Origin of the sequence: Labilithrix luteola, assembly GCF_001263205.1 — a bacterium.
Lineage (GTDB): Bacteria > Myxococcota_A > Polyangia > Polyangiales > Polyangiaceae > Labilithrix > Labilithrix luteola.
The window spans coordinates 11358289-11372006 of sequence record NZ_CP012333.1 but is presented as its reverse complement, the minus strand read 5'-3'; the positions used below and the strand labels follow the sequence as shown (position 1 = coordinate 11372006).

Annotated in this window: 10 protein-coding genes; 4 read left to right on the top strand and 6 right to left on the bottom strand. The window is 66.8% G+C overall.

Annotation, left to right across the window (positions count from 1 at the left end):
* Positions 1-1734, bottom strand: a complete 1734-nt coding sequence (locus AKJ09_RS48950; protein ID WP_146654748.1) for an aldehyde dehydrogenase family protein — start codon at positions 1732-1734, stop codon at positions 1-3.
* Between the two features lie 54 nt (positions 1735-1788).
* On the opposite strand from AKJ09_RS48950, the gene AKJ09_RS48945 reads away from it, so the two are divergent.
* Complete coding sequence (locus AKJ09_RS48945) at positions 1789-2766, top strand: pirin family protein (protein ID WP_240488887.1); 978 nt, start codon at positions 1789-1791, stop codon at positions 2764-2766.
* Positions 2767-2772: 6 nt separating this feature from the next.
* Here AKJ09_RS48945 and AKJ09_RS55875 read toward each other — a convergent pair whose 3' ends face one another.
* From AKJ09_RS55875 to AKJ09_RS48925, 3 genes are all read right to left on the bottom strand, one after another.
* Positions 2773-4665, bottom strand: a complete 1893-nt coding sequence (locus tag AKJ09_RS55875; protein WP_275936717.1) for a tetratricopeptide repeat protein — start codon at positions 4663-4665, stop codon at positions 2773-2775.
* 117 nt (positions 4666-4782) lie between these two features.
* Positions 4783-5838 (bottom strand): dipeptidase, encoded by a 1056-nt coding sequence (locus AKJ09_RS48930; RefSeq protein WP_169928582.1) that lies wholly within the window; start codon positions 5836-5838, stop codon positions 4783-4785.
* 4 nt (positions 5839-5842) lie between these two features.
* Positions 5843-7060 (bottom strand): ATP-grasp domain-containing protein, encoded by a 1218-nt coding sequence (locus AKJ09_RS48925; protein WP_146654745.1) that lies wholly within the window; start codon positions 7058-7060, stop codon positions 5843-5845.
* 173 nt (positions 7061-7233) lie between these two features.
* On the opposite strand from AKJ09_RS48925, the gene AKJ09_RS48920 reads away from it, so the two are divergent.
* The 3 genes from AKJ09_RS48920 (at position 7234) to AKJ09_RS48910 (ending at position 11505) form a co-directional block, all read left to right on the top strand.
* Positions 7234-8571 (top strand): hypothetical protein, encoded by a 1338-nt coding sequence (locus AKJ09_RS48920; protein WP_146654744.1) that lies wholly within the window; start codon positions 7234-7236, stop codon positions 8569-8571.
* Between the two features lie 49 nt (positions 8572-8620).
* Complete coding sequence (locus AKJ09_RS48915) at positions 8621-9841, top strand: ATP-grasp domain-containing protein (RefSeq protein WP_146654743.1); 1221 nt, start codon at positions 8621-8623, stop codon at positions 9839-9841.
* A 191-nt stretch (positions 9842-10032) separates the two neighbouring features.
* Positions 10033-11505, top strand: coding sequence for a choice-of-anchor D domain-containing protein (locus AKJ09_RS48910; RefSeq protein WP_146654742.1), 1473 nt, complete (start codon positions 10033-10035; stop codon positions 11503-11505).
* A 105-nt stretch (positions 11506-11610) separates the two neighbouring features.
* Here the strand turns inward: AKJ09_RS48910 and AKJ09_RS48905 are convergent, their stop codons facing one another.
* Positions 11611-12180 (bottom strand): hypothetical protein, encoded by a 570-nt coding sequence (locus AKJ09_RS48905; protein WP_146654741.1) that lies wholly within the window; start codon positions 12178-12180, stop codon positions 11611-11613.
* A 3-nt stretch (positions 12181-12183) separates the two neighbouring features.
* Positions 12184-13647 (bottom strand): glycogen synthase GlgA, encoded by a 1464-nt coding sequence (glgA, locus tag AKJ09_RS48900; RefSeq protein ID WP_146654740.1) that lies wholly within the window; start codon positions 13645-13647, stop codon positions 12184-12186.
* Positions 13648-13718 lie beyond the last annotated feature (71 nt).

Sequence of the window (13718 nt, the reverse complement as noted above, 5' to 3'; positions counted from 1 at the left end):
TCAACCCTTCATCGCCGCGAGCGCCACGCGCACGAGGCCTCCCCACGAAGGCTTCGCTTCGAAGGACACGAGGCGGCGCCCGAGCTCGAGCAGGTTCTTGTGATCGGAGAACCAGGGCGGGGTCGGTCGGATGCGGAACGGGGCCCGCACGACCGACTTCTCCGGGTGATCGAACAGGTACGTGTTGTGGACCACGCCCGTCCCGGATTGGATGTCCTCCGCGGGATGCCCGGGGTAGGCACCCCACGTGGGTGATACGAGGCCGTAGATGACGCCGGGCCAGACGTTGATGCCGATGCCGCCGTAGCGAAGGTCGGTGATGGCCTTGCCGACCTCGTCGTGATGGTCGACGGCGGTCTCGGGGTGGACGAGGAGCGCACAGGAGAGCGTTCCCCAGCAACGCTCGTTGGCGAACGCGACGGCCTTCTCGAGGTACTTCGAGACGGAGGCTCCGCCGACGCCGTGCTCGCGAATGACGCCATCCTTCTTGTCGGCGAGATCGAGCGTGACCTCGGCGACGACGCCGCAGAACGCTTCGTTCGTGAGCGCGTAGCCTCCGGCGGCGTCCGAGACGTCGGGGATGGCCGTCCACGGAACGACGGTATCGGGCGCACTCGGCGGGACGGAGCCGAGTACGAGGGCCTCGGGATAGTGCTCGAGGAATGCGCGGTAGCGCTGCTGCGCGCCGGGATAGTAGGCGTTGCGCGGCGCCGTCTTGCGGAGCTCCTCGTGGAGTGCGTCGATGAATGCCTCGCGCTGCAGCCAGCCACGCGCGGTGACGATCACCTTCGCGGCGTTGCAGTTGAAGCTCGCGTTCTGCGTCACCATCGAGGCGACGTGGCGCGCCTGGAAGCGGATGTCGCGTTCGGACCAGGGACCGGGAACGACGAGAATGGGCGTGACGCAACCGAGCTCGGCGCTGAACTCGCGCGTGTTCTTCTTCTCGCCCGTGGCCTTCCGCGTCGATCGCTCTTCGGGCGTCGTGCCCCACACGATGGCGTCGTACGTACGGTCCGAGCCGGTGACGTGGAGCGCGCCGACGTCGGGATGGTTGGCCGCATGCGAGCCCACCTCCGCACCGCCGGTCACGATCTCGAGCACGCCTTTGTCGATGAGCGGTGCGAACGCCTTGCGGAGCGTGCCGGCGAGCGACTCGTTGACCGGGTTCATCTTGAGGAGGACGACGTCGTTCTCCACGAACAGCTTGTAGAGCACGTCCATCGCCGGAATCGACGAGACGTTCCCTCCGCCGAGGACGAGGCACACGCGGCCCGGCCGCTTCGACGACTCTCGGTAGATGGCGCCCTGCGTGGCTGGCTTGCCGGGTTGCAGCCATACGTCGGCCGTGAAGCCGCCGAAGAGCACGCGATCCATCACGTTGGCGGGGAAGATCCGCGCGATGACCCGGCCATCCGGTCCGCGTCGCGTCGAAACGGGCTTGGGCTGGCCATCGTGGCGAAGGGCCTCGGCCAGCAGGCGCGCGTTCCGTACGGTGGGCATGACGCCCGCGACCCACTCTTCGCCGGCGAGAACTTCGTTCGGATCGAGCCCCTTGATGCGAGCGCCAAGCTCGGCCCATTCGCGGGAGACCTCGACCGTCGAGGCGATGCATCGTTCGAGCAAACGGATGCGCTCGTCGATTCCGACCTGGATCCACGTCTCTTTGTTGCCGGACAGTCGGGCGATCGCCGCGTCGACGTCGGCAAGGGTGCTCTCGGAGGTTTGGGCCGACATGGATTCGCGAGGGTACAGCGGAAGCGAGTCTGCGTCGCTGCTACACTGCTGCTCGTGCGCATCTCCCGACGTGAAGCCCTCGCAGGATCGGCCGCAACGCTCGCCTCGCTCGGGGCTGCTACCGCCGCTTGCCGCACCGACTCGCCTCGGCTCGACGACTCTCGTCAGGCGCGGCCCACGGCCGCTTCGTCGAACGAACGCAGCGTGGTCAAGCTCGTGCCCGCGCAGCGCACGATGGATGGCGCCGGCGTTCGGTTGAAGCGCGCACTCGGCGGATCGGCGTTGCCGATGCTCGACCCGTTCCTCTTGCTCGACGAGTTCCAGTCCGACGATCCGAACGACTACCTCGCGGGCTTCCCCGATCATCCCCACCGAGGCTTCGAGACCGTCACGTACATGATCGACGGTGCGATGGAGCACAAGGACAGCGTCGGCAATCGCGGGCGGCTCGTCTCGGGCAGCGCGCAGTGGATGACCGCGGGCCACGGCATCGTCCACTCCGAGATGCCAAAGCAGGAACGCGGCCTCATGTGGGGCTACCAGCTTTGGGTCAACCTTCCTCGGTCGCGCAAGATGATCCGCCCGCGCTACCAGGACATCGGCCCTGGTCGCATTCCCGAGATCGAGCACGAGGGCGCACGCATTCGCGTCGTTGCCGGCGAGGCCTTCGGCACCACGGGGCCCGTCGAGGGCATCGATGTCGAGCCGGTCTTCCTCGACGTCGCGATGAAGAAGGGCATGACCTTCTCGACCCCGCTGCCGCCCGATCACAACGCGTTCGTCTATGTCGCGGACGGCGCCGTTCGTCTCGGCCCTTCGCGCACCGAAGCGAGCCGCGGAACGCTCGCGCTCCTCGGCAGCGGCGATCGCTTCAGCGCGATGTGCGACGCCGACTCGGGACGTATGCTCGTCCTCGCCGGTCGTCCGATCGGTGAGCCGGTGGCGCGCCGTGGTCCCTTCGTGATGAACACGGAGGACGAGATCAAGCAGGCCTGGGAGGACTACCGGAGCGGTCGCCTCGTCGGCGGCTGATCCGGTTCACTCGCCCGCCGTGTCGTCGGAGGTTTGCGCCGCGGGCTGCGGGGCCGCCTTCGGCGCCGTGCCCTTGGGCGCACTCACATTCGACGACGTAGCTTCCTCGTTCGCGCTTGCCGCGCTCGTCGCGGTGTGCGCGGGAGCACTTCCCGCGTTCGCACGTTGCTTCACGCGGTCGGGCGCCTGCATCGGCAGCTGCGAGATCGCGGCGTAGTGACGTTGCGCGGCGTCGCGGTGGCCGAGATCCCACTCGGTGTCCGCGAGACCGAGCATGGCCGGCATGTACTGTGGGGCCGAGTCGAGCGCCTTCTCGTAGCTCACCTTGGCGGCAGCAAGATCGCCTTGCGCGCGTGCGATGTCGCCGAGGCCCGAATGCGCCTCCACGTTGCCGGCGTGTTGGCCGAGCGCCTTCTCGTAGAGCTCCTTGGCGCGTCCGTAGTCGCCGGTCCTGCGCGCGGCGGCTGCGCGATCGAGCAAATCCGGCAGGCGCAAGGACCCAGTGTTCGCCGCACCGAGATCGGCGGGACGTGCCGACGTCGGCGTGGTCACGGCAGCCGTCTTCCCCGCGGAGGAGGCTGCCGATGGCGCGGCGGGTGTCGCGGCTTGCGTCGTGGCATGCGTGGCGATGGCGGTCGGTGCCGGTTTGACCGCCTCGACGACGCTCGCGATCGGCACGCTCGTGGCGGGCGGCTCGGCTGTTCGGGCGTTGACCGTCGCGTTGACCGTCGGTTCGCTCGACGACATCGAGCCCTTGAACACCCCGATCAGCGTCGCCGCGCCGGCGATGGCGACGACCGGCACGAGCCAAGTGCGGCGACCGGAGGGCTCCGACGCCAGCGTCGCCTTGATGCTCGGACGATCGTCGTCCGTACTTCGTACGGTCGCCGGAGGCTCCTTCGCCTTCGACGTCTCCTTGGGCTTCGCCGGCTCGTTCACCCTCGGCGCCGCGCCGTGCTCCGCCAGTTTCTCCCGAACGGCGGCCGGGCGATCGGACTCGACGATGATGGTCGGCGGCGGCGGTGCGAGCGGATCTCGCAGTGCGTTCGGCGTGAGCTCACCGGCCTTCGGAGGCGCCGAAGGCAGCGGCGGCGGCTTCGACATGCGAGGCGGAATGACCGACGCGGGCAGCGGCGGCGGTTTCGTTGGCCGCACGCTCGTCGTCGGTGGCGGCGGCGGCGTCAGGTCGATCACGACGTCACGCCCGGAGAGCGGCTCGAACTCGTCGTCGACCCCGTCGGCACGAGGCTCGGGGCGTCGGATCAGGTCGGAGACGACCGCGGGCTCGTGCGTCGCAGGCAGCGATGCAAGGGCCGGCGTCAGGGGACCGCTCTCCGCGGGCGCGGGTGCTGTGTCGATCGATTCGGGGTCGATCGACACAGGCTCGACGGATACGGGCTCGAACGAGGCGGGCTCGAACGAAGCGGGCTCGAACGAAGCGGGCTCGAACGAAGCGGGCTCGACGGATATGGGCGCGGGCTCGCTCGTTGGTGGCGGTTGGCCCATCGGGGCCGCGAGCGCCAAGGGCGTGGCGAGGGAAGGCGGAACGGGCACGGCTTCCGCCATCGACTCCGCGAGCAGCGTGGTGGCCGACGGTCGTTCGTTCGACGACAGCGAGGTCAAATGCGGCTTCGAGCTCTCGGCCGCCGGCGGAATCGAGGCGGCCGGCATTCCGGCGAGCAGCTCCGCGCGGTTCGCGAACGAGCGCGAGATCCCCGAAGGATCGACGACCGTCCAGCGCGCTTCGGCGCGGACCAACCAGACGTCCTCGTAGCGATCACACGTACCGCAACGAAGCCGCTTGCGTGCCGCTTCGCTCGTCGTTTCGATCTCGAAGCGCCCACCACACGCAGCGCAGCAATGGAGACCCGTAGTCTCAGCGCGTTCAGCCCACCCCATATTTGCATGGTAGCCACTGGTGGCAAGCGGGTGGCAGAAATCGTCGGCGTTCGCGCGTTCGCGCGCACTCGCCAGCTCGCCAGCTCGCACGCACCTCGCCACCGGCAAACCGTTTCGTCAGGGCCGGAGCGCCGCGAGTGTCCGCAGCCAGTTGCCGCCCAAGATCTTGTGGATTCGGTCGGCCTTCCATCCGCGGTCGAGCATGCGCTGGACGAGCCGCGGCAACTCGAGGCAGGTGGGCATGTCGCGCGGTGTCACGATGGCCCCGTCCCAGTCGCTGCCGAGCGAAGCGAAGTCTTCACCCACGGTCTCGACGACGTGCGCGAGATGGTCGACGACCTTGTCCGCGGTACACCCGAGCAGGGAGCCATCGAGGAATTGAGAGTGGTACATGACGCCGATCGTCCCGCCCGTGTCGGCGATCGCGCGGAGCTGTTCGTCGTCGAGATTTCGCCAGTGTCGGTGCACGCCGGAGACGCCGGTGTGGGTGACGATGACGGGCTGCGATCGATCGCTCACCTCGAGCGCGTCGAAAAAGCCGCGTCGATTGATGTGGGCGAGGTCGACGAAGATCTTCTTCGCGTTGAGCGCGCGAACGTAGTCGCGGCCGGCGGCGGTGAGTCCACCGTCACCTCCACCGGGAGCGCTCGTCGTGCCGAGGCGCGAGTTCGAGAGGTGGACGAGTGTGACGCGAACGATGGTGTCGTTCAGGCGGTCGACCGCGGCATCGACGGCGTTGCCACCCTGCACGCCGATGAACGCTCCGTGTTTGCCGGCGGCCCGGGCGGCCCGATATTCGCTCGCGTTGCGAACGACGGCGACGTCGTCTCTGCAACTCTCGAGGATCTGTGTGAGGTGAGCGAAGTTCTCGGTGAAGGCATGCGCGCGCGAGAGGCCGGGGCGGATCGGGTTCGTGGTGATGACCCAGATGCCGCCCGTGACGCGCGCCTCACGCAGGCGTGGAAGGTCCACCTGGCTGTAGAAGCGTGCGCCAAGAAGTCCGTGTCCGTGACGCTGTTTGAGGTCGTAGCCGAGGATGCGCGTCCAGATGAACGAGTCGATGTGCAGATCGATGACGTCGCTCGCGGCGTAGATCTCCACCGCCTCGCGCGAGATGGAGAGCGACTGCGCCCAGGCGTTCAGATCGGACGAATGATCGACGAAGGCGAGCACGCCGTCACTCCGCGTACATCTTGATGCCGGTTGCGGCGTGGAAGGACATGCGGTGGGCTTCCTCCCATTCCGGATGGCGCACGATCACGTGACCATCGGAGAGGAGCGTCTGCTTCCAGTTCCTCCGAGGTGTGCCGGGCCGGAGGAGCTTCTCCTCGACGACGGACTCGCCGCATGCCCGGAGCCAGTCGCCGAGGCCTTCGATGCGGGTCACGCGGCCCTGGCCTTGGGCGCGCTTGAAGACGATGCCGACGTTGTACTTGCGTTCGCTCTTGGCCTCGAACTTCTTGAAGCAGGAGACGCGCGCCCACTCGCGGAACAGATCGATGTCGTTCGTGTAGTTCATCTGATCGACGATGTGCGCGCCGCCGGGCCGGCAGCCGATCTCACCGAAGACGGCCTCGCCCTTGGGCGTGAGGTACCACTCCATGTGCGTGAAGCCATCGCCCATGCCGAGCGCGGAGAGCACGCCGCGGCCGAGCGCGAGCCCGCCCTGGAGCTTCGGCTGCTTCATGTCGCGCACGGTGATGATGACCGGGCTGATCCACTCGATCGAGCGCATCTCGATCGGCTTCGGCAGATACGCGGCGACGTTCTCGTAGGCCGGCTTGCCGTCGATGCAGACCGTGTCGTACGTGAACTCTTCGCCCTCGATGTACTCTTCGCAGCTCGCCTCGGGCACGCCGCGCATCTTCGGCAGGATCGCGTCGAGCTCGGACTTGCTCGTGACCTTGTAGGTGTCGGCGCTGCCCGCGCCGGCGATCGGCTTGAGGATGAGCGGGTAGCCGATCTCTTCGGCCGCCGCGCGCGTCTCGGACTCGGTAGTCACGCGGCGTGAACGCGGTACGCGCAGGCCAGCGGCCTGAACGCGCTCCTTCATGAGCTGCTTGTCGCGGAAGCCACGGACGGTGTCGACCGACATGCCCGGCACCCCCCAGCGCTCGCGAAGGCGCGCCGCGAGAATGACGAGCGGCTCCCAATTGGCGAGCACGCGATCGATCGTCTTGCCGCGCATCCACGCCGAGACGCGATCCATCACGTCGTCTTCGTCGAGGATGCGTGGAACTTGCAGGTAGTCGTCGAGATAAGGACGAACCTTGGCGGGAAGGGCCTCGCGCGGCGTGTCGCCCACGCCGAAGACCTGCGCCCCCACCTCTTTGAGCCCCCGCGTGTACTCGATCATCTCCGGCGGATACGCCGGCTGGAGAAACACCACCCGCATTCAGGCGTCGTACCATGGACAGGGCCGAGGTGGGGATTGGTGGGGGATCGATGGACCATCCGGAAGGCGGCGAGCCTTTGCGCAGCCTCCCGGCGGCAACGATGGAATCAGGCTGAAATCTCGCGTGAACAGCAATGTAGGTTTCGGGCATACCCCTTGCTGAACAGCCGACCATGCGTTGGTTCCGCGCCCTGCTCCTGGCCACCGTTCCGGCTCTCATCGCCTCCGTTGGTTGTGCCGCCCCCGAGGAAGAGGACGTCGGTGAGTCCCCCGACGCGGTCGTCGCCAACTTCGCGGGCACCGGCAACATCGACCTGAACAAGCGAAGCCGAATCATCCTGGTCGGTGACTCCGACGAGCTCGGAACCCTTCCGCTCTTCGCTGCCACGGGCCGCGCCAAGCGCTATCGCGAGATCTATCCGAACGATCAGATCGTCCTCTTCACCACCGAGGACGTCAAAGACGCGCAGGTCGGCGCGGTCGGCGCTTCGATCCTCCGCGACGGCAGCTTCGGAGCCGATGGCCCCAAGTACTCGGACCTCCGCCGGCTCGACTCCGTACGTCTCGTGAAGGCCCTCGACCGCTTCACGAAGATCGCGAGCATCGACTTCTTCGGCCACTCCTCGCCCTTCGGCATGCTCCTCGAGGCCGACGGCGCGAACCGCACGCTCGCGGCCGGCGTGCCCTCGAACGCCAGTGTGCTCGCCGACAACTTCGACCGCAGCGCGAACCCCTACGTGACGCTGAACGGCTGCAACGGCGGCGCGACGACGGCCGGCCCGCTCTCGAAGCTCTGGAAGTTGCCGGTCTCCGGCGCGCTCACTGGCTCGATCTTCCAGATGCTCCTCGACGACGGCAAGTTCTACGTCGCCGACAAGAACTTCTACCCGGCGGGCCTCAAGGCCGCGACGACGAACGACGTCTCGTTCGACACGAGCCAGCGCTGCTCGAGCGGAAGCTGCATCCGCATGAAGCCGCAGGACTCGCCGTACTTCGGCGTGTGGTCGCGCCAGGACACGGGCTTCCAGTACGGCCTCAACCACTACAAGTTTTTCTGCGCCTTCGATGAGTCGAGCGACGCGTGCTCGAAGGGCATGGCGCAGAGCCTCTATGCCTTCTTGACCGACGTGCCGGTCGACCAGAACTCGACGGACGATCAGATCAAGGAAGCCCTCGCCGACTTCATGTGCACGCGCAGCACGGACCCCTCGTGGTTCGAGAACTGCCGCGCGAATCTGTTCAACGCCGTCGAGCAGGATCTCCCGTTCTCGCCGATGCGGAGCGCGAACGATTACACGCTCGAGTGCAGCTTCAGCGGTTGCGAGCAGAAGTTCCGCTGCCAGTACGACGCGGCCGGCGCGCCCATCAAGAAGACCTGCGTTTGGGTCTCGGCGGCGTGCGGTAGCTCGCAGGCGGCGAACGCTTGCCGTCCGAAGAACACCAAGAAGTCGACGACGGTGACCGAATTCAAGCGGTATCTCGAAGGTCACCATCTCGTTCGCGGGGAGTGAGCTCGACCGTTGACGCGCGGGGCATTGCAGCGCATGAGTCGCGCAACCAATGCCCCGTAACGTCGTCTTCGTCGCTCCTTTCCCGGCCGAAACCACGCTCCGCTTCGTTCGTGCGGCCAAGAAGCTCGACGACGTTCGGCTGCTCGGCGTCGTCCACACGCCGCCGAGCGGCGACGACGCGCATCTCTTCGACGACCTCGTTCGCGTCACCGATCCGCTGAGCGGACAAGACGTCCTCGACGGCGTGGAGGTGCTGCGCCGTCGGCACGGTCAGCCCTATCGCATCGCCGGCATTCTCGAAGCGCTGATGGTGCAGATCGCCGAAGCCCGTGCGCGCTTCGACGTTCCGGGAACGAAACCCGACGTCGCCGAGCTGTTTCGCGACAAGGCGCGCATGAAGGTGGCGCTGCGTGAGGCCGGACTGCCGGTGGCGCGCCATCGTCTCATCGGCTCGGAGCGCGATGCGCACGAGTTTGCCGAGCAAGTCGGCTTTCCGATGATCCTGAAGCCGCCGGCAGGCATGGGCGCGAAGGCCACCTTCCGTGTCAGCTCGCGCGACGCGCTCCTTCGGGCCATTGCGGGGATGCGTGTGAGCTCGCATTCCCCGGTGCTCGCCGAGGAGATGCTCACGGGGCGCGAATTCAGCTTCGAGACGGTGACCACCGGCGGCGTGCCGCGCGTCTCGTCGTTCTCGGAATACCTACCGGGATGCCTCGAGGTTCTCGAGAACGCCTGGATTCAGTGGGCGTGCGTGCTGCCGCGCGAGGTCGATGGTGCGCCTTACGACGCCGCGCGCGCGATGGGGGAGAAGGCCGTTCGCGCCTTGGGCCTCGACAGTGGTTTCACGCACATGGAGTGGTTCGAGCGCAGCGACGGCTCGCTCGCCATCGGCGAAATCGCCCAGCGTCCGCCCGGCGCGAACATCACGCGCATGACGGGCCTGGCGCACGACATCGACGCGTATCGCGCTTGGGCACGCGCGGTGATCGACGACGAGCTCGACGCGCCGTGGGAGCGCAAATACGCGGTTGGCTGCGCGTACGTCCGCGGGATGGGCCACGGCCGGATCGCCTCGGTCTCGGGCGTCCACGAGACCTACGAGGCCGTTGGCAAGTGGGTGGCCGAGGCGAAGCTGCCGACGATCGGCGCCCCGAAGAGCGACGGCTACGAAGGCGACGGCTACGTCATCGTTCGTCACGAATCGACGGAGATGGTTCGGAGACTCGTGACCAAAATCGTCGAGACGATGAAGGTCCATTACGTGGCGTGAAGCGCGAAAGGGCTGTCGTCACGATGGAACCGCTCCTTCCGGACAATTGCGATCTGCAACGATCGTGACGAATCGGTTGCGGCACGGTTGCAAAGTTCACTTCGGTCCCTTGTCGAACGAAAAGCTTGTGGTATGAGCGCGCCACGTGTGCGGGCGGGTGAATCCGTTCGTCACCTTTCCCGAGGGGTTCAATGCGCGCTTCCATTCGTCCGGTCGTCGTCACGCTGATTGCTGTCGGCGCTGTTTTCGCGGCCAATGCCGCTCACGCCGACGTCAGTAGTTCGCCGTGCGGAAACGGGCTGGACTGCTCGAGTGGAACAGCGGGCCTGCACGCTGAGTCGCGCGTTCCGGTCATGAGCTCGATCGGCACGGGCTGGATCCCGCAGTGCGACCCGCCCACGGCGGACGGTCACTGTTCGAATCAGCACGTCCAGGTCGCGATCAGCATGGACCTTGCTGCCTTTCCGGATCCCTCCAAGGAGCCGCTCTGGATGGTCGACATGCCGAAGGGCGCGGTCGTCAACGCGCAGTGGCCCACGGACAAGCAGTTCGAGTTCATGCTTCCGACGTCGACCACGCAGGACGGAACGTTCAAAGTTAGCCATTCGCTGATTCCGTCCGTTCGGGTCCACGCGCAGCTGCTCGGATTCACGGTCGATTGGACCTATGATGCCAGCCGCTACCTCCAGGAGGTGGCGCCGAACTTCCAGTACCGTGCGACGAACACGGTCTCGTTCCCGCCGTGGTCGATGCAGCAGGCGATTGCGAATGTCGTGCCTTCGCCGAGCCTCACCACGACCACGCTCATCGACACGATGTTGCTCAACAGCGCCGATAACCAGGTCGCACTCGGCCTCGGGGCGAAGACCAGCCCGACCTTTGCCTATCGCACGACCAAGGTCACGCTCGCGAACACGACGCCGATCACCAAGGACGCGCCCACGGGCAACCTGGCGATGAAGGACGCCGACGCGCTCGATCTCAAGGCCGACGTCGAAGGCGAGATCACGGTCAACGGCGAGCTCACGCTCGCGCCGTACGTCAACATCACCAGGGTCTACGGTGTCACGGTGCCCGCCGGCCTCGGCCTCCTCGACGCCTCCAGCTTCTTCAGCACGCCGTCGAAGACCTACGAGGCAACGCCGCCCGTCGCGGTGAAGTTCAACTCGGTCAACATCCACATCCCGCTTCCGAACGTGAAGGGGCCGCTCAAGGGCCTCGATCTCGGCTCGGTGCAGGTGGGTGACAAGGCGGAGCAGCCGGTCTCGATCAAGAACACGGGCGAGCTCGGCGGCAAGATGGCGTTTACGAGCTCCGATCCGCAGTTCACGGTCGTCGCGTCGGCGACGGTCGATCCGAAGACGGATTACTCGCTCGTCGTCCGCTTCACGCCGACCTCGGAAGGTCCGGCGAAGAGCACGATCACGATCAAGTCGAACGACCCCGACTCGCCGGTCCAGACGTTCGAAGTCCGCGCCAATGGCACGCCGGTTCCGGTGGAGCCTGCCGCGCCCGCCAAGGACGAGCCCGAGACGACTGCGGCCCCGGCCGCGGACAGCGGATGCGGCTGCCACACGGCGCCGATTCAGTCCTCGTACGGCGCCGTCGCCGGACTCGGCCTCGCCGCCATTCTCGTGGCTCGCCGCCGTCGCGCGCGCGCCTGATCCCAAGCGACTTCGCACTTTCTTCGATAAAGCCACGCAGCCTTCGGGTTGCGTGGCTTTCGTTCGTTCAGGCGTGCGTTTCAGGTGTGCGGTCAGGCGTGCGTTTCAGGCGTCATAGATGGATAGCCAGAAGTCGTCGACGTCGCGGCGCCGGAGCCAACGTTGCTTCGGCAGGTCGAGTCCGAGCGTGCAGACGACGATCGGGTGATCGTCGGCCACGCGTTTCAATCGATCGAGCACGCGCTGCAGCGCTTCCCCCGTGAAGGGCAGGTAGAGGAAGAACACCGTTCCGTCGTCGAGCTCGGTCTCCTCGTCACGCGCGTCGCCGCCGACGAAGCTCGCGTTCGCGCCGAGGCGAGCGGCGGCTTCGATCGCGCGGGCGACGAGCGTCGCCTGGATCTCGATGCCTCGTGATCGAGCGCCGGTCAGCAGCGCCGTGAGCAACACTGCTTTTCCGAGGCCGGCGCCGATGTCGACGAAGACGTCGTCCTCCGTGATCGGCACCTCGTCGATCATGTGCAGAATCGGCCGCACGCCCGCCGCGTGGTAGCCGATCAGGTCGCGTCCTGGTGATTCGTCGCTCGCCAGGCCGATGCCGAAGAGCGCCTCGAGCTCCCGATCGCGCGCGTCTTCGGGAATGGCGTCGAGCCACGCGCGAAGGTCGGGAGGCAGCACCGATCAGCGGCCCGGCGCGACCATGCGATAGACCTGCTCGTACGCCGTGACGCGTTCGTCCCAGCCGAGTCGCGTGCGCATGCCGTTTCGCTGGAGGGTACGCCAGCGTTCACGATCGTCACCCTCGCCACGCCCCCAGGTGCGAAGCGCATGGGCTAGGCCGAAGCGGAGGCCACGTTCGTCGAAATGCTCGAAGACGAATCCGTTGCCCGAGCCGCGCGTGGGGTCGAAGGGGGTGACCGTGTCGGCGAGGCCGCCCGTGCGGTGGACGATGGGCGGCGTTCCGTAGCGGAGGCTGTACATCTGATTCAGACCGCACGGCTCGTAGCGCGAAGGCATGAGGAACATGTCCGCGCCGGCCTCGATGAGGTGCGCGAGCGGTTCGCTGAAGTTCGCGCTGAAGCGAACCTGCTTGGGGAACTGCTTGGCGAGCGCAGCGAAGAACGTCTCGTACTTCGGCTCGCCGGTGCCGAGCACGACGAGCTGGACGCCGTTGCGCTGGAGGAGTCGCGGGAGCACGCCGAAGCAGAGGTCGAAGCCCTTTTGCCAGGCAAGGCGCGACACGACGCCGATGATCGGTGCCTTCGGCACGTACGGCAGGCCTGCGGTCTCGCACAGCGCCTGCTTGTTGCGCTCCTTGCCCTCGAGGTCGTCGATCGAGAAGTGGTGCGGGATTTTCGTGTCCGTCTCGGGGTTCCACTCGGCCTCGTCGATGCCGTTGAGGATGCCGAAGAGGACGTCGCGCCGGTCACGCAGGAACGGATCGAGCCCCACGCCGTGTTCGGGGGTCTGGATCTCCCGTGCGTAGGTGGGGCTGACCGTGGTGATGGCGTTCGAATAGAGGAGGCCCGTCAGGAGATAGTTGATGCGACCTTCGCGCAGCTGGTCCTGATGGAAGTTGTGCGCGGCGTCGGAGAGGCCGGTCTCGAAGAGGATCCGGGCGTCGAAGGCGCCCTGGTGACCGATGTTGTGGATGGTGAGGACCGACCGCGTCTGGGCGAACAGCCGGTCCCAGGCGAACATGGTCCGGAGGAGGAGGGGGAGGAGCGACGTCTGCCAGTCGTTCGCGTGGACGATGTCGGGCCGGAACCCGGTTCGCTGGGCGATGACGAGAGCGGCCCAGGAGAGCACGGCGAAGCGGAGGTGCTCGTCGTGGTCGTTCGTGTAAATCGAGGGCCGGTCGTAGAGATCCGCGCAGCGCACGAAGTAGACGGGGACCGTCGTTCCCGGGAGGCTGGCCTCGAAAACCGAGAAAACGATGCGCGTTCCACCGAGGAGGAGCACGGCGTCGCGGAACACCTGTTCGAAGTTCCGCCCGGGAACCTGAACACGTGCATACATCGGCATCACGATTCGGACGTCGTGGCCGCGCGCGGCGAGGGCCTTGGGAAGCGCGGAGGATACGTCGCCAAGCCCCCCAGACTTGGCGAACGGTGCCACCTCGGAGGCGACAAAAAGAACGTTCACGGTCTGCGCACCCTAGCAGGAACGCGGTCGAGCTGAAGCATGATGGTAGTCCGCAAGCTCGGCTGCTACCG